The organism is Amycolatopsis sp. NPDC043885, from assembly GCF_056435685.1.
The window spans coordinates 371554-396325 of sequence record NZ_JBWKEA010000005.1 but is presented as its reverse complement, the minus strand read 5'-3'; the positions used below and the strand labels follow the sequence as shown (position 1 = coordinate 396325).

Genomic DNA, 24772 nt, shown 5'->3' with positions numbered 1-24772 from the left:
CTCCTGTTGATCCCCTATCCCCGCAGGCGGTGGACCTGCATCGATGCCATCCGGGTCAGCAACGTTGCCCCGCTACCAGTGCCGCGTCGGTGTTCCGGGCGGCTTCGACGTTGACGAGCATATGGAGTCACCCACGAAAGTCAACTGAAGCGCCTGTCTCGTGCCTCGATCTGCCTCTGGCGTGTTGACCAGATTTTGACAAACTCAGCGCCCGTTCAGGCGTATGCGCAGGTCAGAGGAGTGCCCGCGGCGCTTTTTGTTTCACTCAAGCTCGACACAAGTTTCTCCGCCATGGTCGCCTCAGTTACCATCTGCACCTGCAGACGCCGCGGGTGGAGCCGCTAGCGTCCGCTACTGGGGAGAACACCGGCGCCGCAAGGTGCCGCGTCTAACAGGCTGGAGCTGAAGCACGGTGTCGGACGAGGATCGGGGAGACCCGCGCGGCAGTCTCGCGCAAAAGTTGCAATACATGCGCTTCACGCAACGAGGACTGGGCAACAGAATGCTCGGCTTCGAGGAGATCGCCGACACCGTCACCCGTGTGACCGGCCGTCGGTGCGGTCCGACGTATATCGAAAAGCTGTTCACGGGGCAGCTGGACAGGCATCCGGACGACGAACGGCTGGAAGCGATCCTGACGCAGTTCGGCAAATCACTCGCCGACCTGGAGGACCGCGGGGATCCACACGGGAAGTTCGGGCAACGGCTCCAGCATCTGCGATACCGGTACGGACAGGAACGACTCAACGGCAAGCCTCCGACACTCGAGCAGATCGCAGAGCATGTCCGCACCTACACGGGTCGAAGCTGCACATACAAGTACATCGCCCAGTTGCTCAACGATCGCGATTCCCAGGGACTCGCGAGGGACAAGATCGAAGCCCTGGCGGACTTTTTCGATGTGTCACCGGCGTTCTTCTTCGATGACGAGAAGTCGCGCGCCGACCAGCAAAAGCTGGAAGCTCAGGGCGCCTTCATCGCCGCCCTGAGTGAACTACGGGAGGTCGGCGGAGACTTCCAGGCCGCTTTCCGGCAGCTCAAACCGGGGCAAGCGATGGACTCTGAACACCTGCTGCAGTTGGCGGCAGAAATCCGGGCCTCCGTTGAAGCACTACGGGAGCACGCCACCGAGTCCTAGAATCAATGAGACGAGCCGGGTGTAACGGCAGTTCCCGCGGTTTCGGTGGCCGGGCCGCTCATAGTCGGTGTGACTTCACATCGGCCATCATGGCCTTGGTGGCCGTGCCGACCAGCGGAGTGCGGTAAGCGCGTGCAACCCTGAGCTGGAACAGGATTTCCTCGGCTCTGCCGTCCGGTTCCGCGATCCGGCTGTCGGGATCCAGTGGCCCGGCGGGGAACCCGTTGGTCTTGGCGGCGATCGCGGCCCGCAGTTGTGCTGCCTCGATCGCCGCTGCCCGCTTTTCCGGGCTCAGCCGCTCAGCGTCGACGATGCGCGTGGCGGCCGCGGTCGCAGCGGGGTTCATCCAGGCCGTGAGGGACCGTTGCGCGTCCCGGTTCTCCACCAGGTACCGGGTGATCCGGAAGGCTGTGCCGTCGCCGGTGTCCCGGTCGGTGAGCTGGCGATCGACCTGGGGAACGGCTGTCACGAGCGTGGCGTGCAATCCCGCCAGCTCGCGTTCGAATGACCGCCGCCGCAGCTGTACCCATGCCGCCGAGAGGTGAGGGCCCAGGTCGGGCAGGAACCATCCGACGGTGTACAGGATCGACCCCACACCGAGTGCGGCGACCGTGATCGGTTCCCACGCCGCTCCGGAGATGCCGAACAGCAGCGGGGCGAGGATGTCCGCGACGCGGCCGACAATGTAGATCAGCTGCAGCAGCGTCGCGGCGATGATGACACGGAAGGCGCGCCGGACCCACATGGTCGGCGCGGCGCGGATCGCGCGCCGGGCGAGGCGGCGGACGTCGTACTGCCCGACGGCGAACGCCGAGATGTACACGGCGAGATAGGCGGGGGAGGACATGGCGCGGGAGACGGCGAATGCGGCGCGATCGTCGGTGTATGTGGCGTTGAACAGCACCACCATGGTGATCACGACGGCGGTGACCAGGGCGAGCCGTGGCGTCACCCGGCGCCAGGCTTCCTTGCGATCGTAGCCGTAGTGCAGGAGGACGACGGTGTTGCAGGCGATGATCGCGATCACCGAGATCTGCGCCAGGAGGCCGCCGAGCGAGCTGATCCCGACGGTCTCCGCGATGGGGTGCCACAGCCACGGCGTGACCAGCCCCCACCCGAGAACGATGAAGCAGAAGATCCCGCAGAGGCCGATGTTGGCGAGGTTGGGGACCGCGACGGCCTTACGGATGCGGTAGAGCAGGGCGAGGAAGGCGATTCCCGCGCACAGCGGGTACACGATGGTGGTCACTGGGTCTGGTCAGCTCCGAGGCGCGAACAGCGCGGACAGTCGCGCGGCGAGGTCGAGGATTTCCTGGTCGCCGCTGATCCGGCGCGTCAAGTCCGCTGTCCAGCGGGTCCGGCTCGCGAGCACGGTTCCCAGGTACTCGGCCTGCCACTCCGCGGGTGAATCCGAATGGTCTCGGCCGAGCACGCCTTGGACCATGCTCGGGCTGAGCGAGGGCCACAGCGTCTTGATCGCGGTGAGGTCGACCACAGGGCCTGCTTGATGCTCGCAGATGGCATGTCCGAGTTCGTGCCGGACGATGGCCGCTTGGTAGTCGGGCGCCGCCCGCTTCTCGAACGCGATGTAGTCGACGCCGGCCGTGGTCGACAGCCACATCCCGGTGACCTGGTCGGGCAATTCCATTGGCACGAGCCGGGTTTCGCGTCCTCGTGCCTCGCCCACCCGCTCGCACAGTTCGGGCAGACGGATCTTCGTGAACCTCGGCAGTCGGAGACGCGCCAGCCGCTCGCGCGCGTCCTCGCGCAGGCCGTCTCCTGCGGTGCCTGCCCCGGTGTCGTGCTCCATGACTCTCCAGCGATAGAAATCCGTCACGACCGAGGGGAGCCGCCGTCGTGGTTGTTGGCTTTTTGTGCCGCTGTCACCAATTTCTGCAGCTGCCGCAAAATGCCGCCCATGTCCTGTGGGGACGGGGGTTCCGAATCCGCTCGAAACACGACTGAGGACACGCCGAGTTCTTCCTTGGCCTCGAGATTCTGCCTTAGGGCGTCGAACTCGCTGTTGACCTGGTCGAACACCGCTTCATCGAGTAGATAGGCCACGCGTTCGACACCGAGTCCGGCGGTGAGCTTGACCAGGGTGTCCAGGCTCGGGTTGGCGGTGCCCGCCTCGATTTCGCCGAGTGCGCGCCTCGACACACCTGTCGCTTCGGAGAGCGCGGCCTGGGTCCGGAGGCGGCCATTCGGGTGATGTGTCCGGGCGTACTTCAACCGGCGGCCGACGTCGGATTTCACCGTCTCCAGCAGCGCATCTGGTGCTGATTCGGACATCGCGATCACTCCCCCCATTGGGATGTGCAGTGTACTGCACAATCGGCAGTTCGTTGCACAATACGACCTGTCCGGGCTATCGTCGCCCAACATAACGGAAAACGCGGGAACTCTTCACGGGGCGTCACATCGCGGACGGGGCCGCAAGCGTCAAACGAGAGCAGGGCTCGCTCATCAACGGCGTTTCTCTCACGTAGCCACCACGCGCGCGGGGGGAGCCGTCTATGGCAATGGGGAGGTTGCTGTAGTGAATGCCGAGACGCGACGCATCGAGGCGAAATGCCATGCGGCGCTAGGATCGCTGAACCTGCCCGACCGGTTCACCACCCAGGATCTGCTGGATGCGACCAGCGCGAAGACCGGCCGGAGGGTCATCGTCCAGCCCGCCAAGCTGTCTGGCCCGATGCCATTCGGCATGGTGCTGGAAACAGCCACCACCTACACGATTCTCTGCCCGCGCAACACCTCGAAGCTGCACCGCACGCACATCACCCACCACGAGCTGGCCCACGTGCTGTTGCACCTGTCGAATGCTGACGCCCCGGAACCGCCGCGCAACCATGAGTTTGAACGCGCAGTCCGGCAGCTGATCCCCGACCTGCATCCGGATCTGGTCGCGAGACTTCGCGCACGCACGACCTACGAGGACACGCAGGAGCACGAGGCCGAATACTTCGCGACGATGGCGCAGGCCAAGTTGCGTGCCCAAGTTCCTCACCAGCGGGTCGACGAGGAATTCCCCTCCGGGCTGCGGGCGCTGTTCGATGTTCCGGTGCGGGACAGCGAGCAGCCCGTTTTCTGACGCCTCTTAGGCGTCGTCGTCCCGAACGTTGTCCGAAGGCCGCTGCGGTGTACGCCTGCGGCGGTTGTTTCGGGTTTCCGTGAAACACGGCCAGAGATGGCACAGTTTGGTGAGCACTCAGTGGGGAGCAGAAAAGACATGCGCTTGAAAGCAGCGACAGCTGTCGTGGGGGTACTTCTCGTGGTGGCATCGGCCACCGGATGTGGCCCTTCGGGCTCGGCGGCAGGCACCGGCACTACGCGTGTCGCGCTTATTCTGGGAGGTCAGGCAAACGATGGCGGCTTCAACCAGTCGGGGGCCGAGCCGCTAGACGTCCTGACGAAGGAAGGCAAGATCACCACGCAAGTTCGGCAGGGAGCCGACCTGCGCCGGGCAGAGGCCTACTTCCAGCAGTTCGCCGAGGAGGGGTACGACTTGGTGATCGGCTGGTCGGCTACCTTCTCGGCTTCGCTGTACAGGCTCAGCACGGACCCGCGGTACGCCAAGACCAAGTTCTTGATCACCGGCGACTCGAGTGACAAGCAGAAGCCGTCCGCGAACGTGGAGAACTGGACTTACGACAACCTCTCCTACGGCTATCTGCTGGGGTGGATCACGGCACAAGCACAACTGTCGCCGATCGGCATCATCGACGGTGAGCCGCTGCCCGCGCAGAAGAAGAAGTGGCAAGGTTTCGCACTGGGCGTGAAAGCCGTCCGGCCGGACGCCGAGATTCGCGAGCCGACGTTCATCGGCAGCTGGAAGGACACCCTGTTGGCGAATCAGGCTGCGACCACGCAGATCGGGAGCGGCGTGCGCATGATCGCCACTAACGCCGAAGGCTTCACGCCGGGCATTGTCTCGGCCGCCGTGAAGGCCGGAAACGTGGCCACGATTGGCATTGCGCCCACCGCCAGCCCGGAGACACCGCGTGTCAACATCGGCAGGGTGAGGCTGGACATGTCCGCGTTGATGCGCAAGATCATCGACCGGGTCAAGGACGGCAGCTTCGGAAATCAGACCTCGACGAGCTCGATCGCGAACCGCTCACTGGTCTTGGACAACATCACGAAGGTCCAGGCGACGCCGGCGCTTCCGGCCGACCTTCAGGCCCGGGCGCAGGATCTCGCCCAGCAGATCGCCGACGGCAAGATCAAGATCGGGTCGTGAATCCGGTTCTTTCCCTGCGCGGCGTGTCCCGCAGGTTCGGTACCGTCCAGGCTCTGCTGGGGGTGGACCTGGACTTCGGGCCTGGGGTGCACGCCGTGCTCGGAGAGAACGGAGCGGGCAAGTCCACCGCGATCAAGATCCTGGCCGGTCTCGACCAGCCTGACACCGGCACCGTGGAAATGGCCGGGAACCCGGTCCGGCTACGTACACGAGATTCGGCCCTCGAGCGAGGAATCGGACTGATCCCGCAAACTGGCAGCCTGATCGGCGAGCTGACTCTGCTGGAGAACCTCGCGTCGACTCAGCCACGCCAGCTGGTCCGGCGCCGAGCTCTCCGCGAAAAACTGGAACGCGCGGCTGCCTCCGTCGGAGTGGCAATAGACCTCACCACACCGGTGCGGCGGCTGGGCCGGGCGCAGCAACAGCTCGGCGAGCTCGCGCTCACGGTCGCGCAAGGAGCCCGGATCCTGCTGCTGGACGAACCGACCTCCGTCCTCGACGCCGACGAGATCCATGGGCTGCACGTCATCCTGCGGGCGTTCGCCGAGGACGGGATCACGGTCGTCCTGATCACCCACCGGCTGGCCGAGGTCCGTGCGGTCGCCGACGCCGCCACCGTGCTCTCCCATGGCACCGTGTCCTGGAGCGGAAAGGTCGCTGACGTCGACGACGAAACCCTCGCGCGGGCCATGGTCGGCGAACTTCAGGCCAGCACTCCGCCATCGCGGGCACCGATCGACCAGAGCACCGAGCCCGCCCTGGTCCTCGAGGGACTATGGGCAGCGGCCAACGACCTGGCGCCGGTCCGGAACATCACCGTACGGGTACGGCCCCGCGAGATCGTGGCCGTCATCGGCACCGCGGGCAGCGGCCAGCGGGCACTCGCCGAGGCCGCTGCCGGCATCGTGCCGCCCGAGCGCGGGACTCGCCGAGTCACCGGGACAGTCGCCTACATTCCCGAGCAACGCGCCGAAGCGCTGCTACCGAGTCTGCCGCTGAAATGGTCGGCGGTCCTGCCGCGACTGCGAGATAAGCGCTTCACCCGCTTCGGCGTCCTGCGCGAAGACGTCGTCGACACCTTCGCACGCCACCTGCTCGTCCGCTTCGACGTCCGCCCGCCGAACCCGGACCTGCCCGCTGGCGCCCTGTCAGGCGGCAACGCCCAGAAACTGGTGATGGGCCGAGAACTCGACACGGCGCCCGCTGTCGCGGTCGTGCACGCCCCCACCCAAGGCCTGGATCTGCGTGCCACACAGCGAATCCGAGACCTCATTCTCGACACGGCAGACGCGGGCACCGCAGTGCTGCTCATCTCCGCCGACCATGAGGAAGCCCGTGCGCTCGCCGACCGGGTCCTGGTTCTGCGCGATGGCCGCATCATCGGCGTGTACACCGCGGCCGAGTACGACCACGCCGTTCACCGCCTGGTCGATGCCCGGCCGGACGAGGACGGCCGGCAATGACGCGGTTGCGTGTGCCTGCGAGCGGCCGTGGCCGGCTCTACGCCATCGGCGCGGCGTGCGTGCTCGGCGGGTTCACGGTGGTGGCAGGAATTCTCGCAGCCACCGGTGGCGACCTCGCCGTCACGATGTCCGGCTGGGCCTACGGCGCGGTCGGCACCCCGTACGCGATCAGTCAGACCGTTGCCTACGCAGCACCGCTGATCCTGATCGCGCTCGGCGCGACACCCGCGCTGCGGGCCGGTGTCATCGTTGTCGGCGCCGAAGGACAGGTGATCGCCGGGGCTATCGCGTCGACCGCGATCGCGCTGTCACCCCTGGGAAGCCTGCCGATGGTGCTGGCGTTACCGGTCGGCGCGATGGTGGGCGCGCTCGGCGGCGCGGCATGGGCGATGATCCCCGCGATCCCGTTGCTGCGCTGGCGGGTCAGCGAGATCCTCACCGCGTTAATGGCCAACTACCTCGCCGTGTACCTGCTGACCTACCTGCTGCGCACGGTGATGCGTGATCCCGAAGGCCACTCGACACCGCGCAGTGCCGCCTTGCCCGAGCCGTCGCAGATTCCGCTGCTGCCCACTGCGGGCCGGCTCACGGCCGGAATCATCCTGGTAGCTCTGCTGGTTGGTGCCGGTGTCTGGTGGCATCGCACCCGAACGGCACGGGTTCTCGACGTTTTCGCCGAGAACCGCTGGCTCGCCGGGCGGCTGGAGCTGACGCCCGCGCAGGCGATCTTGGGCGCCGGCGCGGTGTCCGGCGCGGCCGCCGGACTCGCGGGCTGGATACAGGTCGCCGGAGTCGACGGCAACCTCACCCCCGGGGTCGCCGGCGGCATCGGGTTCACCGGCCTGGTCGTGGCGGTAATCGGCGCCAGCCGCCCGATCCCGATCGTCGCCGCCGGGCTGATCATGGCGTCGCTGACCACCGGGGCCAGCGGGATTCAGCTGTACTCTCCGACGACGCCGTCCTCGATCGGGCAGGTGACGCAAGGTGTCTTGCTGCTCGCGGTGGCACTGGCGCTCGCGCTGACACAGCGGTATCGGGCACGCCGGAGGTCCGCCGATGACTGAGTTCCTCACGCTGCTCCTCGGAGCGGCCTTCATCGCGGCCGCACCCTTGATCCTGGCCGGGATCGGCGAGATGGTCCTCGAACGCAGCGGGGCCGGGTTCAACCTCGGCCTCGACGGGATCATGCTGATCGGGGCTCTGGCGGGCGTGCTCGGCTCGGTCGCCGCTGGGCCGTGGGTCGGGTTGCTGACCGGGCTCGCCGTCGGTGTCGCAGGTGGGCTCGTGTACGCGGTCAGTGTGGCTCTCGGGCTGGATGTCGTCTTGACCGGCATCGCGATCTCGATCGTCGGAGCCGGAGCCTCGACCTATGCGTTCGAGGTCATCGCCCCGGCGGGCCAAACGAACATCTCCGGGCCGCTGCTGCCGACGGTCACGGTGCCGGGCCTGGCCGAACTGCCGGTGGTGGGGCCGCCGTTGCGGACGCTGAGCGTGGGGCTGTGGCTGGCGGTCGCCGTGGCGATCGTGGCGGCATGGGCGCTGCGGTTCACCCGCGCCGGACTGCGGATGCGGGCGGCCGCCGATCGCGAGACGGCAGTGCAGCGTGGCATCGCGGTCGGCCGCTACCGGCTGGTGGCGGCGCTGATAGCCGGTGGGCTCGCCGGGGTCGCCGGGGCGACTCTGACCCTTACCACCATCGGAACCTTCACCCCGCTCATGACCGGTGGGCGAGGGTTTTTGGTACTCGCGGTCGTCATCATCGGACGCCAGACACCCAGTGGTGTGGCGGCCGGTGCCGCGCTGTTCGCGGTCATGGACGGGCTGGGGCTATTGGCACAGACCCGCGATCTCGGTCTCCCCACCGAGGCTTACCACGCACTGCCGTACCTCGCCGCGCTGATCGTGCTGTGTGTCCATGCCGCCCGGCAGACCCGCCGAGACACCAGGAGGATCAGCGACGGCCCCATCCCGACCTCCTCGCCCGTCACACCCGGTGCCGATGTCCTCCCATCGGACACGCAGGATTCTCGTCCCCATCCGAAAGGTTCCCCTCATGGCAGACCGAACTCCTAAAACTGCGGCGCAGCTCTACAACGCCCTAGGCGCCGCGTATGAGGACGCATTCGGGGGCCAGCCCGCCTTGTGCGCCACCTTGGAGCACCTGCTGCCGTTGCTGCCGCGGCGGGCCAAGATTCTCGACATCGGATCCGGGACCGGCGCTCTGGCACTGACCTGCGCAGACGCCGGACATGACGTCACCGGCTACGACGTGTCGGAGGAAATGATCAAGCTCTCGCGGTCCCGGGTACCCACTGCGAAATTCGAACTGAAGGACATGCGCGATCTGGACTTCGACGAGGCATGGGACGCGGTCCTCGTGTTCTTCTCGATGCTGCAGCTGCCACGAGTGGACCAGGACGCGATGATCTCCCGGTTCGCACAGTGGCTCACCCCCGGCGGCTACCTCGTCCTGGCGACGGTTCCCCGGGACAACCCCGGCAAGGTCGGCGAGTGGATGGGGCACTGGGTACAGACCTACAGCTATCCGACGCCGGTGTTGCGGCAACGGATCGAGAGCACAGGGCTGCGAGTCGTGCGCGAGACCTTCGTGGAGTTCGAACCGGCAAGCGACCAAGCTGGCGCCGAGCCACAAATTTACTTCACCGCGCTGAAGCCGGACCCGTCGTGAGGTTCAGCCACACCCGGCTGTCAGCGTGTGCCAGTCCGCCTCGAGCACGGTGGCTTTGCGGAGATCCAGTTCCCGGAGCCGGAACAGCGCGCTGCGAAAGGCGGCAGAGGCCGCCTCGTGCTCGCCGAGCTGGGCGAGCACGAGAGCTTTCTCTCCGAGCGCTTCCGCGGATCCCTGCGGGTCGCTGGTCGCGGTATAGCCCGCTTGTGCCTGTTCGCAGTACCGCAGGGCGAGGTCGAGGTTCCCCGCGGCCCGGTGGGTTCGGGCCAGCGGCACAGCCCCGAACGCCACCCCGTGTTGATCGTCGGTCTCGACCAGCATCTCGACGGCCCGGGAGCCGTGTTCTATCGCGCGATCGAACTGCCCGAGCTCGCGACAAGCTGCACCCAGGTGAGTTCGTGAGAGGGTCTCGCCGATGACCGCGCCGGCGGCCTGCGCCGTACGGACCGCGTACTCGCATAGCCGCGCGGAGTCGGCGTAGTCGCCCCGCTCGAACTGAATGTTTCCCATCTCGACATAGGCAAATGCGACGAACCGGTTCGGTTCCAAGCCCTCACACACCTGGATGGCACGTTCATTGAGCGTCCAGGCGCGGTCGAGATCCTCCGCGCCACCGCGGCGGATGTAGCCTTCGGCGAGCTCTTCGGCGGCTTGCGCGATCCGAAGCGGGTCACCCGACTTCTCGGCGGCCTCGTAGGCCACCACGTGACCCTCAATCCAAGCCGCGACCGGCCTGTGATGGATGTAGAACTCGAAGAACTCCACGGGAATCCGCCACGCGGGGAACAACAAGCCGTTCCTGTAAGCCAGCTCCGCTATGCCCGCGATCGTCGGCAGCTCTTGCTGCGACCACTTGTAAGCCTCGTCGAACGAGTCGAACACCGGCGGTTTCAGTCCCTCCGGCGGTGGCGGAAGGTGAATGTGATGATCCGGCCGCTTAGGGGTGATACGCCAGGACGCGGCGTTGGCCGCATAGAGATACCACTGCACCACTCGGTCAACGGCGGCTTCCCGCTCGTCGGTCCACTCGGATCGGGCCGCTTCCTCGGCCGCGAAGACCCTCAACAGATCGTGCAGCCGGAAGGTATGCAGCGCGACCTGCTCCAGTAGAGAGAACTGCACCAGCTGTTCCAGCAAGCGATTCGCCTCGTCCGCGGCAACGCCGAGTAGCGCGCCGACGGATGCCGCGCTGAACTGCTGGCCCGGATGAAGCCCACAGAGTCGGAACGCCTGGGCCTGTGCGCCGTTGAGGCGGCTATAGGAATAGTTGAACGCCGCCCGGACGCCGCTGTCGACGTCGTCTTCAACCTGCAATTCCAGAGCGCGGTTGGCCAGGTTGTCCACATGCTGGCTGATCGTCAGGGCCTCGTTCGACGCGACCTGCTCGGCGGCAATGGTCAAGGCCAGCGGAAGCATGCCGCACAGATTCGCCAGGCGAGCGGCCGCGTCAGGTTCGGCATCAACACGCTCGTCACCGACGAAGCTGCGGATCAACATGATCGCGTCGGACTTGCCCATTGAACCGAGGTCAATCCCCTCCGCTTTCGACGACATTGCCAGGCCTGACAGCCATACCCGGCTGGCCACCAGCACCGAGGCGTTACGGGAACCAGGAAGGACCTCGCTGACCTGGCGGGAGTTCTTCGCGTTGTCCAGCACAATAAGAACTCGCTTGGGCACGGGCTGAGCATCCAACGCTCGCAGCCGTCCCTGAAGCAACGCCAGGCGAAGATTGTCAGCGCCGGGGAGCGCAGTGTCGTCGACGCCCAGCCCACGTAACAGTGCCTCCAGGATGTCCCCGGTCTGCGCGGGAGAGCGTGGACCAAAACCATGCAGGTCGGCGTATAAGACCAGGTCAAACTTCTCTTGGTGGGTATTGGCCCACCGGCGTAGCAACGCGGTCTTACCGACCCCCGGAGGTCCCTTCACGAAGGCGACGGTCGACCGGTCCGAGCGAGCCTTATCGATCAACTCGGAGGTCAGCTCTGAGAGTGCGTCTTCGCGACCAACGAAATGCGGAGTCGCCGGAGGTAGCCCGGCATACGGTTCCGCCCTAGCGGCCGCCGCCAGGAGAATAAGGGTTCCGCCAGCCTCCAGGACCTTATCGAGGAGCGCTGCGCCCTCCATCGTCGGCGGTAGCCTGCCGTTCTCCATCCTGCTGAGCATGCTGTAGCTGTAGCCGACGCCGAGTTTGTCCAAATCGCGCAGCGTCAGACCGCGCAGTTCCCGCCAGCTTCTGAGCGCATCCCCGAACTGCTTAATGGCCGTAGGCGGCTCAGAGTTCGAGCCGCCGGACTTCCTCGGCATTCCGCCCCTCTTCCACCCCGTTGCACTTTCATGATCGTGCCATACATCGTTACCGGGCAAAGCCGATATTGACAACGTCGACACCCGACTGAACCTGCGGCGACGCAGGGAGGACGACGCCGACAGTACCCGCCGGTAGCTTCCGCAGCTGTTACATCGAACTTGAAACAGCAGGTACTAGCACTGCCACGCACCGTGACGCCAGAATTCTCGATGGGGATGGGAGAACATGATGAATTCTGGAAGTCTCTGCGAGACCACGGGTGACTAGCTGGCTGAGCTACGCCGCGGCGCTACTCACGATCGCCGCCGCTATGACCAAGTTTCTGGCCACCCGCGACTCAGGACGTCCTTGGACACGAGCCCGGCGGTTCCTGATCACCGGCCTGCTCCTATTGGCTGCTGCCTTGGTGCTCGCCGCGCCCGCATCTATGCAGGTTATCGGGCTTTGCGCGGCCATGCCGAACCTGGGACGTCTCGGCGCGGACCTCCTGGCGATGGGGGCCGCCTACTGCATACTCGCCCTGTCGACGGCAGCTCCCGACCGAGACCCCCACCCTCGGCGCCGCCTCTTCCGCCACGGGGCTGTGTTCGTCATCGGTGCCGTGGTGATGGCCGTTCTGCTCGACGCCGCGAATACGGCACAGACCAGCTCCTTCGTCTCAACGTATGGACACGACCCGCTGATCGCCCTCTACCTGGCGATCTATGCGGGATATCTGATCTGGAGCATGGTGACCTTCCATTTGCTGGGGCATCGTTACTTCCACGCACCATCGACCACGATCGTCGCCCGAACAGGATTCAGGATGGTGCAGGGCGGTCTCTGGTGCGGTTACCTGTGGTTGCTGACGCAGCTGGCGGACGTTCTCGCTCGTCACACCAGCTGGCCGATCGCGACGCCGGTGGCTTGCCACACCGTGCTACCGGGGTTGTGCGCAATTCTCTTGGCCGCCGGTGTGTCCTTCCCCGAGTGGATGCCACCGCTGCTGCGGACCCGGACTGGACGGGTTCTGCTGCGACCAGTTGCCCATGTTCGGGTCATGCTCGGGCTGGCCATGGTCAGTCTGCTGTGGCGTCCCCTGGTCCGTGCCTTCCCGGAGGTCGTAGTCGACGTTGCCTACTGTGGCCGGACAACGATGCTGTACCGACGGGTGATCGAGATCCGGGACATCCAACTGCTGCTGACGCCCTATGTCCATCCAGACGCCCAGCGCATGGCCGCGGCCCGAATACGACGGGAACCCACACACGAGCACAGCCTCGCACTGATCGAGGCCGCGACCTTGGCCACCGGGCTGGACGGCTTCCGTGTACGGCGGCAGTATCCAACCTCGGAAATCCCGGCGGTCGACTACGTCGACCACGACCGGATTGTGGCCACGCCGTTCGACGAAGCCCGCCACCTGGCGACAGTCGCTGTGGCGTTCCGGTTTAGCCGCACCGTCCGGTTCGTGCGCCGCTCGTTGCGCCCGCACGCCGAGAACCCCGAGCACGCCGCCACCCCGGTCGCCTCCTGTCGATCATGACCATCGCTCCGGCCGGTCGCGACTCGCGTGTCCAGCTGCTCACGACATCCAGCGCGTGGGCACATCAAGGCACCGCAAGGCGGTGCCTTGTTCACGACCTGTCGCCGCCGCCACGCGACCGGCGACGCTGTCCTCCGGGTACGCGGTTGCGCAGGGCTGACCTAGCTGACGTGAACGGGAAGGTCGAGCAGGCCCCGGTTACGGAACGACAGCCGCCATCGCAAGTGGTCGTGGGGGAGCGCCAAGGTCAGTTCGGAATACCGGTCGAGCAGTGCGGTCAGGCCGACCTCGATCTCGATCCGTGCCAGTGGCGCGCCGATGCAGTAGTGCGGTCCATGCCCGAATCCGAGGTGCGGGTTGTCCTCGCGGCGCGGATCGAGGACGTTCGGGTCGGCGAAGCGATCCTGGTCGCGGTCGGCGGACGCCAAGGACAGCATCACCGTGTCGCCGGCGGGAATCGTGACCCCGCCGATGGTGACGTCGACGGTGGGGAAGCGGCGAATGGCGAGCTGTGCCGGAGAGCAGAACCGCACCAATTCCTCCACAGTGGATGGCAGCAGCGCACGCTCCTCGCGCAGCCGAGCAAGAAGCTGCGGCCGGGACAGCAACGCGGCGAGGCTGTTGCCGATCTGGTGCACCACGTTCTCGTAGCCTGCCCCGAGGATGAGAAACAGCGCACTGATCAGCTCTGCCTCGGACATCCGGCCTTCGACGTCGCGTTCGTCGATCAACGCGCTGATGAGGTCCTCACCCGGGTCCGCGCGTTTCGCCGCCGCGAGCCCCAGCAGGTACCGCCTCAGCGATTTCACCGCGAGGCCGACGTCGGCGGCGCTGGTGGGGGCGAGCATCCGATCGGTCCAGGAGCGGAAATCGGGACGGTCCGCGGAAGGAATTCCGAGCAGTTCGCAGATCACGGTGATCGGCAGCGGCGCGGCGAACGCCTCGATCAGGTCCACCTCGCCGAAGTCGGGGAGGGTGGCGAGCAGGCCGTCGGCGATCTCCTGAATCCGGGGACGTATGCCTTCGACACGGGCTCGGGCGAAGCCGCGTCCGAGGATCGGCCGCAGGCGACTGTGGTCGGGCGCGTCCCTGTTGAGCAGGTTCGCGTCCAGTTCCGGCGGCAGGTCGAAACCTCGATAGCCGGTGCCCGCATTTCGCTTGTCCAGCGACAGCCGCGGGTCCGCGAGCGCGGCTCGGACGTCGTCGTACCGCGTTACGAGCCATACCCGGGCACCGTCCGGCGACAACACCGCACGGTGCACAGACTGCTCGGTTCGCAGCGCGGCGTAAGCCGCGTCCGGGTCCTTCAGGAACGTGGTGTCGAACTGAACAATGTCGTGGCCGGGCACGGCCATGTCGATCCTCCCCTGTCGGTGCACTACCAATCCGATCGTAGAGCGCCGCGACAGGCTGGAGACCACCGCTCCAGCAGCAGGCGCGCGCTGTGCGGGCGGGATCGCGGGCCTGACTGGCCATGCAGGGAATGTGATGCCTCGGCATAGGCATCACAAGGCTGAATCAATGTCGATCTACAAGATCGTTCCACAGGGAGGATGAAGGAATGAATGGGCGCTTTCCACCGCCGGAGAGACCCTACGGGCCGCCGAATCAGCAGCACCATGGTTTCACGCCCCGCCCCAGAACTACGCAGTCGTCGTTCCCTCCCGCCGGAGCGATGCCCCCGCCTCCGACTCCGCATTTTCCTGGGGCGCAAACGCCGATGCCGCCGAGGAAACCACGGCGTGGCCTGAAAGTCACGCTGGTGCTCGTTCTGGTCGCCGTTCTCGGATTCGTCGGTACAGCCATCGTGCGCTCCTGGATGTCACCGTCGGCAAGTGATCTGACGCCGGCGGAGGCAGATCTTGGCTCGGGTTCGGTGACCGATCCCATCAGGTACGCCGTCAACGTGCCCGCTCGTGAATCCCGTCAGTACCCGATGGACCTGCCCGGCGTGCAGCCCGGTACGGCACTGACCAATCAGCAGCTCGGCGGAGTGGATCCCCGGACGCTGCTGTGGGTGACGCTCAAGCGGCAGGCCCAGCGCCCGGTGACCGACTCGATCAGCCGCTGGTACGGCTCGATCAACGAGTACGAGCAGTCCTACCCCGCGGCGCATACCGCGATCCGCTCGGCGATCGACTGGCGCACCAGGGAGTTCACCCGGGATGACGTCAAGATCAATGGCGACAACACGATCGACACCTACGTCATTTTCCGCTGCGTCGGCTCCCCGACCGGGGCGGCGCGCGAGGGCACTTTTCAGCAGAACCGATCCGGCGATCGTGAAGCCACGTGGAAGGTCGTGGAGAACCCTCCGACGAGTAACTGTCCGCTTCGGATGAAGCCGGGCAAACTCGTGGCCAACAACCACGTCACCGATGGCCTGGCGCCCTACGGGCTTTCGCCCGACGGGACCGACAAGTTCATCTCGTACCTCGACCAGGTAACGGATCTTATCCAGGTCGACCGCCCCGAACCCGTCACAGGCAAAGACGGCAAGAGATACATCCAGCTCGACGTGACCTTGGTGCCCCAGTCAGATGGCATGGACGACCGGAAGGGAGCGGCGTTCCTCAATGCTGCGTTCGCCCAAACGGGAAAGAGCCCTTTCGACCAGCCGTATAGCATCAACATCGGCGTCTACCAGGGATTCAAGAAGCGATACCTCCTTGACCCGGTCACGTTGCTCCCGGCCTACTCGGTGACCCTGTCCACGCCCCGCCTGGACCTCAACGGGGCACCGGTCACTACCGGCCCGCAGCCGGAGATCTCCTACAGTCTCGACCAGCACACCTGGCCCGAGACGATCGAACCGGACGCCAAGCGCACCGAGGGGGGTCCGCCTGTCATTCCCCACCACGCCTGGCCGTTCGACACGATCCGGTTGCACTGAGCCGCGCCAGGCGTGGACCGATCTCATCCTGTACCGACGCCGCGCGGCCGACCGCGCTTGGTGCCACGGCCGACCGGCGTCCCTTGCGGGTGTTCGTGATTCGCGGTCAGCGAATCCTGTTGATGCAGCCGGCAATCGCCACGGCGACTGCCTCGCTCGGGTAGGCGGCGATGTACTCGAGGCTGCCGTGGGACCACTTCAAGACCGCTTCCGCGGCTCCGTGGGCGCAGAGGTGCGCCTTGCGCCAGGACCAGACGCCGGCCTTCTTCGCGGCGTTGACGATGGCCTTCCAGTTCTTCTTGACGAACTTCACGATCTCCGACCAGACGGAAGCCGGCGCCATGCCACTGTCGACGGACTCGAGCTCGTTGGTCATCTTGACGGCGAGATGAAGTGCCGTCACGACTTCAGCGTCGAGGTTCATCGCTACGTGCCGGGGCGCGTTCAGGGAGATGCCGGTGTCGGTGATAGTGACGTAGGGCTCCAGGGTCACGACTGCGGCCTGCAGCTCCGCGGGCTTACGTGCCTCGACGCCCGCGACGGGGTCGGTGAAGGGCTGCCCCGTCACCGGGTTGTCGCTGGAACTCGCGGCCGTCCGGTCCTGGTACGGGGACGCGGTGGCCATGCTGGTCGCCGACGCCAGGCCGAGCGTTGAAACGAGCGCGATTACACCGGCGATGACGGTACGGCGCCTCTTGCTGTTCTGAAGCATTGGTTCTCCTTGGCTGGTTAATCGGATTACTTGCGTGCACTCAGTTTTGACATTCACAGATGCAGCTTCAAGAATGTGTGAGCAATTCGAATCTAATGAGTTTGTTTGCCCTTTTTTGATTAGCCTTGAGGTGTGGTCTTTGCTTGTGTTACGTCGAGCAATTCCGTCCATTGGTTGAAGCAATTGTCTTGCGTATTGTCGTGTCCCTTCCTTCGGGCTCGGCGGATCCGGCCGACCCCCTGAGATTCCCCGAAAAGCGTTGTCCGGCGCCGGGGGACTGGACGCCGGACATCAACGTGCGGACAATGAATGGCCGAATCGGGGAGGGTTGGCGAGAGATGCCGCGTGCTGAGCGACCGTTGGAGCTGGATGGATCTCCGGTGGCGGAGTTCGCCGCTGACCTGCGAAAACTTCGCAAGAAAGCAGGTAGCCCGCCGTATCGAGAGCTGTCTCGGCGAGCGCATTACTCGTCCACGACACTGTCAGACGCGGCAGGTGGACGCCGGTTGCCCAGTCTCGAAGTGACGCTGGCGTATGTGAAGGCGTGTGATGGCGACTCTGGCGAGTGGGAGCGGCGTTGGCACGCGGTCACCGCCGAGCTCAGCCCCGCTGCTGAAACAGATCCACTGGTCAATGATCGAGATGCGCCATATGTGGGACTGGCGGCTTACGGACTGGACGACACCGAGCGATTCTTCGGAAGGGAGCGTCTCGTCGACGACCTCGCCAGTCGGGTCACCCGAAGGCGGTTCCTAGCCGTGTTCGGACCATCCGGGGCAGGAAAGTCGTCGCTGCTCCGCGCGGGTCTCATTCCGAAGCTGAAGGCGCGCGGAGCCGGGCCGTTGGTGATCATCAGCCCCGGCCCTCATCCCCTTCGCGAACTAGCCATCCACCTCGCACGTCATCTCCATACGACAGCGTCCCCCGTCCTCGCCGAGCTGCGCTCCTCGCCCAAGGCGATCGCCTTGCTCGCCCGACAGATCCTCGCCGACGAGCCACCCGGAGCAGAGGTGGTCATTGTTGTCGACCAGTTCGAAGAAATTTTCACGTTATGCGAAGCCTCCGAGGAACGCAGTCATTTTCTCGAGGCCATGCTGGCCGCGGCTGACCAGGACGCGCAGTGCCGGGTGATCATCGGTGTGCGCGCGGATTTCTATAGGCACTGTGTCGAGATCGCCGAGCTTGCTGCCGCACTGCAGGATGCCCAGGTCACCGTGGGGGCGATGACAGCCGAGGAGTTGCGCCGCGCGATATCGCAGCCAGCGATGGACGCCAATTGCACGGTGGAAACCAGCCTGGTCGCCACCCTGATAGCGCACGCACACGGGCAGACCGGCATGCTGCCCCTGCTCTCCCACGCGCTCTTGGAGACATGGCGGCGGCGCAAAGGGAATGTCCTCACGTTGGCAGGATTCCACGCCACCGGTGGGCTCGATGGCGCGGTAGCGCGCTCTGCCGAAACCGTCTACGCCGGCATGTCCGAGTCCCAACAGGATCTCACGCGGGAACTCCTCCGACGGCTTACCGCACTCGGCGACCACACCGAAGACACCAAGCGCCGCATTAGCCGCGCGGAGCTGGACCACGACCCTGACACCAGCAGTGTCCTGGACACTCTCGCCACCGCCCGGCTCATCGTGGTCGATCGCGACACGATAGAGCTCACCCACGAAGCACTAATCAGGGCGTGGCCACGACTGCAGCGTTGGCTCAACAACGACCGCGAAGGTCAGCGGTTACACCGCGAACTCACTGAGGCCGCCACTACATGGCACAACCATGACTGCGACCCCGCGACCTTGCTCCGTGGCAACCGGCTCTCCCGTATCGCCGATTGGGCTTCTGCTGACCGAGGGCTCACACAGCGCGAACAGGACTTCCTGCACGCATCCGTCGGTGCCCACGAGGCAGAGCGGAAGCGGACACGTCGGCAGATCCGCCGCCAGCGCGTTCTAATTGCCTTTCTTGCCCTGCTGGTCGCGCTTCTCGCCTTTGCGTATGAGGACGTTCAGAGTCAACGGGAAAATGTCGACTTGGCGCATTGGCAGGCCGAGGCCAATGAACAAGATACACAGCATGCTCTTCGGCTGGCGCCCGTCGCTGTCGAACTCGCGAAGAAAGACCCAAAGCGTGCAGTGAAGCTCGCAGCTGTGGCGTATCGACTTTACAAATCGCCGCAAACGGAAGAAGCGCTTATAATCACGTACGCCGCACTCGAAGGCGCGGCTTCGGTGGATGGTCGGCGGGTCAGATCGGATGAAGCGAAGACAGTCCTATCGAAAATCTGCCGGGAACATATTCATAACCTCGACGCAGACATATGGTCCGAGTACATGCCAGGACGCACACCTTTTCCTATTTGCCTATGACGCTCGCCTCGCGCTCGCGGTGCGTTCCCGGCCGAACGCGGTCGAGCACGGTCGACATCAGCGCACCCGGCTCGCCTGCGCACGGGTACACAGCGTAGGAGGCGGTGTGAGATACCGCGGTGGTTGCTGCGGCCAGGGGTGGTCCATCTCATGGGCACAAAGGTGGCGCGGGCGGACGTCGACGCGTTCGCTTCCCTCGTTGGCTGGCGTGCTCACGCGCGTTCTACGTGAGTCTCAACAAAGCCTGCGAGCCGCGACCAGGTGCTACCGAAGGTATTTCCGCTCCCGAGCACGAGCCGAAGAAACCCGTTCGGCGGGTCAGTGGGAATTCTGGTGAGCTGGACGACCTCATAGGCGTTCACACTGCTCTGCTGAAGCTGCCTCAGCTGACGCTCCTGTGGTCGCCATTCTGCTTGTTGGGCGTGCGTGAGCTGAGGAAAACGCGTTATCCAAGGGGTCAGCTGTGGAGCGAGTACCTCGTGCACGGCGGGAAGAACATCGTCGCGTACCAGGTTATCAAGGTCCTTGCCGTTTGGTGGTGCTACAACCAGCAGAATGGCTTTCACGGGCACGAGAAGAGGGTTAAACACCGGCCACTGACGGGTCCACTGGTTCAACTGCTCACGCAAGCCATCGCGGAACCCTTGCCGCTCGCCCTTCGCAGTTGGCAATGAAGGCAATGGAATATGCAACACGTTGGACAGCAACACGTGCCGGTCTGACTCGGCAATGCTGTCGAATAGGTCGCTCGAGTTGCCTGGTCTGCGGTTGGGGTTGATCAATGTGGTGCTGCGGCTCAACACAGAAGCGACCAACGCGTCATTCGCCGAGAGGAGAGCTTCCTGGACCCGGGATCGGTCATGCAGCTGCAACCACATGTTCAAGTCGGACCACATCTGCCGCTCTGCCGGTCCGGAGGCCATCCTGAGGTCGAACGTAGGAGTAAGGTCGACGTCCGGCACCTCGGGTACGTGAAAGGGCGACTCCTCTTCGTGGTCGTCAACGAGATCGCGTAGGGCGTTGGCGAGCTCCAGGTCGGCAACAACATCTCGCAGTGGTCTCGCCAGAACGGCGGTGTTCGGTTGTACACCGTCTGGTGGTGCCTGCCCGAGGGGCTGCCAGGTGCGCACATGCAGCAAACGAACCTGACGGTCATCGCGGTAGAGCATGTGACGGCGCCCGCCTGCCGGTGCCTGCGGCGGTGCAGCGCCCAGTAGGTCCAGATACCGCTTCGCCAGGTGATAAAGGTGAGGTGGCTGGTCCGCCGATGTGTGGAAGTCGAGATCCAGCGCGACCGGTCCGGTCAGAGCCCCCTGTCGGACCTTTGTGAGCTGAGCGACGCCCTGAGCGAAATCGTCGGCCCGCCGGCTCTTGTCCGCTCTGTTGCCGTGCTTGAGTGGCTCGCCCTGCAGGTACAGCCGCCGAGTGCGCAGGTGTCGGTATCGCCAGGTGATCGCCTGGCCTTCAGCTGAAGACCAGAACGCCTCAGCACACATCGAACGTAAGACACAACGTCTGCGGACGTAACACAGCGACAGACTATGGGAACGCGGAGCATCGAGGCGACCGGTGGGATCCGCAAGCCTTCCGCCTGTTGTGACTGCTGCAACTCTGCTCGTTCCAGATTTGACAAAGTTGCAGGTAGAACGGACGATCGCACAGACGTTCGATGTTGGTGCTGTCTTCCCCACGGCTCCTCTGGTGTGTCGTGGAGTGGTCGATGGCGTGGAGTGGTGGTCCGGCGAGCTGGTCGGAGCTGGAGCGGATCGCGTCCGGGCGGCGGCCGTCTCAGGGGGATGGGAACGACGCGCCGGCGTGGTCGCGGAAGCGTGAAGGGTATGCGGGGCCGCCGGCGGACTTGATGACGCCGCGGTCGGATGACGGTGGTGGCGCGCTGGCGCGGACACCGTACGCCGAACTGCACTGTCATTCGAACTTCAGCTTCCTCGACGGGGTCAGCCACCCGGAGGAGCTGGTGGAGGAGGCCGCGCGGCTGGGGCTGGACGCGATCACGCTGACCGATCACGACGGCCTGTACGGGGCGGTGCGGTTCGCCGAGGCCGCGAAAGAACTCGGCGTCCGCACAGGATTCGGCGCGGAGCTGTCGCTCGGGCTGACCGAGCCGCAGAACGGCGTCCCGGATCCGGCGGGCACTCATCTGCTGGTGATCGCCCGCGGCCTGGAGGGGTATCAGCGGTTGTGCCGGACGATCTCGACCGGGCAGCTGGCGGGGGAGAAGGGCGCCCCGCGGTACGAGCTGGATCAGGTGGTGGAGGACCTGCGCGGGCATGTGCAAGTCCTCACCGGATGCCGGAAGGGTGCGGTCCGGCGGGCGCTGGTCGAGTCCGGGCCGTCGGCGGCCGCCGAGGAGTTGCGGGTGTTGGTGGACCGGTTCGGGCGGGACTCGGTCGCGGTCGAGCTGATCGATCACAGTCTGCCGCTGGATTCGACGCATAACGATCTGCTGGCGGGGATGGCCGCCGAGCTGGGCCTGGCGACGGTGGCGACGACGAACGCGCACTACGCAGCCCCGCAGGACGCGGTGTACGCGGACGCGGTCGCGGCGATCCGGGCGCGGCGGAGCATGGAGGACATGCAGGGCTGGCTGCCGGCGGCGGGGATGCAGTTCCTGCGGTCGGGGGAGGAGATGGCGGAGATCTTCGCCCGCTATCCGGGGGCGGTGCAGCGGGCGGCGCTGCTGGGGGTGGAGTGCGCGGTCGACCTCACGCTGGTCGCACCGGAGTTGCCGCCGTTCCCGGTCCCGGACGGGCACGACGAGGCGTCCTACCTGCGCGAGCTGACCTACGCCGGTGCGCGGGAGCGCTACGGGACCCGGGACGACGCGCCGCGCGCGTACGCGCAGCTGGACTACGAACTCGAGGTGATCACCGAGCTGGGGTTTCCGGGGTATTTCCTGATCGTGTGGGACATCGTGCGGTTCGCCCGGGAAGCCGGGATCCTCTGCCAGGGCCGCGGGTCGGCGGCGAACAGTGCGGTGTGTTTCGCGTTGCGGATTACCAGCGTCGACGCCGTGCGCTACGGGCTGCTGTTCGAGCGGTTCCTCGCGCCCGAGCGCGACGGCTACCCGGACATCGACGTTGACATCGAGTCCGATCGGCGCGAGGAGGTGATCCAGTACGTCTTCGACACGCACGGGCGGCGGAACGCGGCGCAGGTGGCGAACGTGATCACCTATCGGGCGCCGTCGGCGATCCGGGACTCTGCCCGCGCCCTGGGCTATAGCCCGGGCCAGCAGGACGCGTTCGCCAAGGCCGCCGACCGCTGGAACAACGTCGCGGCGACCGCCGGACAGGACGGGCACGGGATCCCGCGTGATGTGCTGGGGCTCGCGGCCCGGCTGGAGGGGTTCCCGCGGCATCTCGGGATCCACTCCGGCGGCATGGTGCTGTCGAAGACGCCGGTGTCGGAGGTGGTGCCGGTCGAGTGGGCCCGCATGGAGGGCCGGTCGATCCTGCAGTGGGACAAGGACGACTGCGCGTCCGCCGGTTTGGTGAAGATCGATCTGCTCGGGCTGGGGATGCTCTCGGCGCTGCACTACATGCTCGACCTGATCGCCGAGCACCACGACACCGTCATCGACCTCGGGCAGATCGACCTCGCCGACCCGGCCGTCTACGACATGCTGTGCGCCGCGGACGCGATCGGGGTGTTCCAGGTGGAGAGTCGCGCGCAGCTGGGCACGCTGCCCCGGCTACGGCCCCGCACCTTCTATGACCTGGTCGTGGAGGTCGCGTTGATCCGGCCGGGCCCGATCCAGGGCGGTTCGGTGCATCCGTATCTGCGGCGCCGCCGCGGCGAGGAGGCATGGTCGCACGCCCACCCGCTGCTCGCCGGGCCGTTGGACCGCACCTTGGGTGTGCCGCTGTTCCAGGAACAGGTGATGCAGATGGCCACCAGCATCGGGTCGTTCACCGCGGCCGAGGCCGACCAGCTGCGCCGCGCAATGGGCGCCAAGAGGTCGGCGGCGAAAATGGAACGGCTCCGGGACCGCTTCTACGCCGGCGCCGCGGCCAACGGGATCACCGGCAAGCTGGCCGACACGATCTACGAACAGATCGCGGCATTCTCCGGGTACGGCTTCCCCGAAGCGCACAGCATGAGTTTCGCGCTGCTCGTGTACGCCTCCGCCTTCATCAAGTGCTACTACCCGGCCGCGTTCACCGCCGGGCTGCTGCGCGCCCAGCCCATGGGCTTCTACTCCCCGCAGTCCCTGGTCGCCGACGCCCGCCACCACGGCGTGAAGATCCGGCGGGCCGACATCAACCGCTCCCTGGCTCACCCGACCCTGGAACCCGACCCCGACAGCACTGGCGGGGTCGCGATCCGGCTGGGCCTCGGCGGGATCCGCCACCTCGGCGACGACCCTGTCACGCGCCTGATCACCGAACGCGACCAGCACGGCCCCTTCACCGACCTCAGCGATCTCGGCTACCGCACCGACCTCACCACCCCCGCGATGCAGGCACTCGCCACCGCCGGCGCGCTGGAATCCCTCGGCCCGGACCGCCGCCAGGCCCTCTGGGCAGCCGGACCCGCCGCCGCCAGCCGCGACACCCACCTGCCCGGCATCGCCTCCGGCCTCGACGCCCCAGCCCTTCCCGGCATGACCGCCTTCGAGATCACCGCCGCCGACCTCTGGGCCACAGGCATCTCCCCGGACGAACACCCCATGCAGTACCTGCGCGAATACCTCGACGGCCGCGGCGCACTCACCACCGCCGCCGTCACCTGGGCTGGGAACGGCGCCACGATCTGGGTCGCCGGAGCCGTCACCCACCGCCAACGTCCCGCCACCGCCGGCGGCATCACCTTCCTCAACCTCGAAGACGAAACCGGCATGCTGAACATTGTGGTGACACAACGGCTTTGGGACAGGGAACAAAAGATCGTGCGCAGCTCACCCGCCCTGCTGGTTCACGGAGTCGTGCAGTCCCACCATGGTGTCACCAGTCTGTCGGCCGACCATTTCGAATCACTTGACCTGAATGAACTTGCCGGAAAATCGCGCGATTTCCGCTAGTGGCTTGCAGGGTCTCGCGATTGCGACCCTCTTGTCGCGAGTCTGCCGAAAACGACCAGTCAGCGTGAGCGCAAGTCCGCAGTCCTCACTATTCCCTATAGAGTGGAATTTTCATCGCCATATCTGGCCTCCCCCTCGTTCACTGCGACCTGACGCCAGAACGCGGGCAAGTCGTTGATTTTGAAATCGCAGTCTTGGGGCCGAGGCTGCCGAACGAGCAAACAGAAGGCAGGATTCGATCGTCTTCGCGTCGCCGACCTCCGCTATAACACAAAAAGCCACCACTCGTTCTTTGCCGAGTTCTTCGATGGTCGGTAAGGCGAGGCGTTCGTAGGTTGCCCCCCTGTCGGGCAACCTGCGGTAAGGGACGGCGATCTTTCTCGGGACA

18 protein-coding genes are annotated in these 24772 nt (G+C 65.8%); 11 read left to right on the top strand and 7 right to left on the bottom strand.

What is annotated here, in order from left to right; all coding sequences use genetic code 11:
* Window positions 1-412: 412 nt before the first annotated feature.
* On the top strand, window positions 413-1138 hold the full coding sequence (locus tag AC069I_RS19305; protein WP_478266105.1) for a hypothetical protein: 726 nt from the start codon (window positions 413-415) through the stop codon (window positions 1136-1138).
* 58 nt (window positions 1139-1196) lie between these two features.
* On the opposite strand, the gene AC069I_RS19300 is transcribed toward AC069I_RS19305, so the two are convergent.
* From AC069I_RS19300 to AC069I_RS19290, 3 genes are read right to left on the bottom strand one after another with little or no spacing between them, the layout of a single operon-like run.
* Window positions 1197-2387, bottom strand: a complete 1191-nt coding sequence (locus AC069I_RS19300; RefSeq protein WP_478266104.1) for an MAB_1171c family putative transporter — start codon at window positions 2385-2387, stop codon at window positions 1197-1199.
* A 9-nt stretch (window positions 2388-2396) separates the two neighbouring features.
* Window positions 2397-2948 (bottom strand): hypothetical protein, encoded by a 552-nt coding sequence (locus AC069I_RS19295; RefSeq protein ID WP_478266103.1) that lies wholly within the window; start codon window positions 2946-2948, stop codon window positions 2397-2399.
* 23 nt (window positions 2949-2971) lie between these two features.
* Window positions 2972-3430 carry a helix-turn-helix domain-containing protein gene (locus tag AC069I_RS19290; RefSeq protein ID WP_478266129.1) on the bottom strand — a complete coding sequence of 153 codons (459 nt, stop codon included), beginning with the start codon at window positions 3428-3430 and terminating at the stop codon, window positions 2972-2974.
* A 247-nt stretch (window positions 3431-3677) separates the two neighbouring features.
* Between AC069I_RS19290 and AC069I_RS19285 the strand changes: the two genes are divergently transcribed.
* From AC069I_RS19285 to AC069I_RS19260, 6 genes are all read left to right on the top strand, one after another.
* The gene (locus AC069I_RS19285) at window positions 3678-4232 is read left to right on the top strand and encodes a hypothetical protein (protein WP_478266102.1); all 555 of its coding nucleotides are present in this window, start codon (window positions 3678-3680) and stop codon (window positions 4230-4232) included.
* Window positions 4233-4370: 138 nt separating this feature from the next.
* Complete coding sequence (locus AC069I_RS19280; protein WP_478266101.1) at window positions 4371-5381, top strand: BMP family ABC transporter substrate-binding protein; 1011 nt, start codon at window positions 4371-4373, stop codon at window positions 5379-5381.
* Complete coding sequence (locus tag AC069I_RS19275; protein ID WP_478266100.1) at window positions 5378-6844, top strand: ATP-binding cassette domain-containing protein; 1467 nt, start codon at window positions 5378-5380, stop codon at window positions 6842-6844. The genes AC069I_RS19280 and AC069I_RS19275 overlap by 4 nt, the downstream gene beginning before the upstream one ends.
* A complete protein-coding gene (locus AC069I_RS19270; RefSeq protein ID WP_478266099.1) occupies window positions 6841-7908 on the top strand; it encodes an ABC transporter permease in 1068 nt (355 codons plus the stop codon). The genes AC069I_RS19275 and AC069I_RS19270 overlap by 4 nt, the downstream gene beginning before the upstream one ends.
* Window positions 7901-8917 (top strand): ABC transporter permease, encoded by a 1017-nt coding sequence (locus AC069I_RS19265; protein WP_478266098.1) that lies wholly within the window; start codon window positions 7901-7903, stop codon window positions 8915-8917. The genes AC069I_RS19270 and AC069I_RS19265 overlap by 8 nt, the downstream gene beginning before the upstream one ends.
* On the top strand, window positions 8898-9533 hold the full coding sequence (locus tag AC069I_RS19260; protein WP_219152385.1) for a class I SAM-dependent methyltransferase: 636 nt from the start codon (window positions 8898-8900) through the stop codon (window positions 9531-9533). The genes AC069I_RS19265 and AC069I_RS19260 overlap by 20 nt, the downstream gene beginning before the upstream one ends.
* Window positions 9534-9536: 3 nt before the next feature.
* On the opposite strand, the gene AC069I_RS19255 is transcribed toward AC069I_RS19260, so the two are convergent.
* Window positions 9537-11840, bottom strand: coding sequence for an AAA family ATPase (locus tag AC069I_RS19255; protein WP_478266097.1), 2304 nt, complete (start codon window positions 11838-11840; stop codon window positions 9537-9539).
* A 263-nt stretch (window positions 11841-12103) separates the two neighbouring features.
* On the opposite strand from AC069I_RS19255, the gene AC069I_RS19250 reads away from it, so the two are divergent.
* Complete coding sequence (locus AC069I_RS19250; protein WP_478266096.1) at window positions 12104-13369, top strand: MAB_1171c family putative transporter; 1266 nt, start codon at window positions 12104-12106, stop codon at window positions 13367-13369.
* Window positions 13370-13530: 161 nt separating this feature from the next.
* On the opposite strand, the gene AC069I_RS19245 is transcribed toward AC069I_RS19250, so the two are convergent.
* Window positions 13531-14724, bottom strand: a complete 1194-nt coding sequence (locus AC069I_RS19245) for a cytochrome P450 family protein (protein WP_478266095.1) — start codon at window positions 14722-14724, stop codon at window positions 13531-13533.
* A gap of 407 nt (window positions 14725-15131) precedes the next feature.
* On the opposite strand from AC069I_RS19245, the gene AC069I_RS19240 reads away from it, so the two are divergent.
* Window positions 15132-16262 carry a hypothetical protein gene (locus tag AC069I_RS19240; RefSeq protein WP_478266094.1) on the top strand — a complete coding sequence of 377 codons (1131 nt, stop codon included), beginning with the start codon at window positions 15132-15134 and terminating at the stop codon, window positions 16260-16262.
* A 106-nt stretch (window positions 16263-16368) separates the two neighbouring features.
* On the opposite strand, the gene AC069I_RS19235 is transcribed toward AC069I_RS19240, so the two are convergent.
* A complete protein-coding gene (locus tag AC069I_RS19235) occupies window positions 16369-16974 on the bottom strand; it encodes a hypothetical protein (protein ID WP_478266093.1) in 606 nt (201 codons plus the stop codon).
* Window positions 16975-17354: 380 nt separating this feature from the next.
* Between AC069I_RS19235 and AC069I_RS19230 the strand changes: the two genes are divergently transcribed.
* Entirely contained in the window at window positions 17355-19343 is a 1989-nt protein-coding gene (locus AC069I_RS19230; RefSeq protein WP_478266092.1) for a helix-turn-helix domain-containing protein, read from the top strand.
* A gap of 212 nt (window positions 19344-19555) precedes the next feature.
* Here AC069I_RS19230 and AC069I_RS19225 read toward each other — a convergent pair whose 3' ends face one another.
* The gene (locus AC069I_RS19225) at window positions 19556-20839 is read right to left on the bottom strand and encodes a hypothetical protein (protein ID WP_478266091.1); all 1284 of its coding nucleotides are present in this window, start codon (window positions 20837-20839) and stop codon (window positions 19556-19558) included.
* Between the two features lie 224 nt (window positions 20840-21063).
* Here AC069I_RS19225 and AC069I_RS19220 point away from each other — a divergent pair, with 224 nt between their 5' ends.
* Window positions 21064-24384, top strand: a complete 3321-nt coding sequence (locus AC069I_RS19220; RefSeq protein WP_478266090.1) for an error-prone DNA polymerase — start codon at window positions 21064-21066, stop codon at window positions 24382-24384.
* The last annotated feature ends 388 nt before the right edge of the window (window positions 24385-24772 follow it).

Excerpts from the sequence above, each read along its gene's own strand:
- AC069I_RS19295 (WP_478266103.1), bottom strand. The coding sequence starts at position 2,948 with ATGGAGCACGACACCGGGGCAGGCACCGCAGGAGACGGCCTGCGCGAG.
- AC069I_RS19290 (WP_478266129.1), bottom strand. The coding sequence starts at position 3,430 with ATGTCCGAATCAGCACCAGATGCGCTGCTGGAGACGGTGAAATCCGAC.
- AC069I_RS19280 (WP_478266101.1), top strand. The coding sequence starts at position 4,371 with ATGCGCTTGAAAGCAGCGACAGCTGTCGTGGGGGTACTTCTCGTGGTG.
- AC069I_RS19270 (WP_478266099.1), top strand. The coding sequence starts at position 6,841 with ATGACGCGGTTGCGTGTGCCTGCGAGCGGCCGTGGCCGGCTCTACGCC.
- AC069I_RS19265 (WP_478266098.1), top strand. The coding sequence starts at position 7,901 with ATGACTGAGTTCCTCACGCTGCTCCTCGGAGCGGCCTTCATCGCGGCC.
- AC069I_RS19260 (WP_219152385.1), top strand. The coding sequence starts at position 8,898 with ATGGCAGACCGAACTCCTAAAACTGCGGCGCAGCTCTACAACGCCCTA.
- AC069I_RS19255 (WP_478266097.1), bottom strand. The coding sequence starts at position 11,840 with ATGCCGAGGAAGTCCGGCGGCTCGAACTCTGAGCCGCCTACGGCCATT.
- AC069I_RS19245 (WP_478266095.1), bottom strand. The coding sequence starts at position 14,724 with ATGGCCGTGCCCGGCCACGACATTGTTCAGTTCGACACCACGTTCCTG.
- AC069I_RS19235 (WP_478266093.1), bottom strand. The coding sequence starts at position 16,974 with ATGCTTCAGAACAGCAAGAGGCGCCGTACCGTCATCGCCGGTGTAATC.
- AC069I_RS19225 (WP_478266091.1), bottom strand. The coding sequence starts at position 20,839 with ATGTGTGCTGAGGCGTTCTGGTCTTCAGCTGAAGGCCAGGCGATCACC.
- AC069I_RS19220 (WP_478266090.1), top strand. The coding sequence starts at position 21,064 with ATGGCGTGGAGTGGTGGTCCGGCGAGCTGGTCGGAGCTGGAGCGGATC.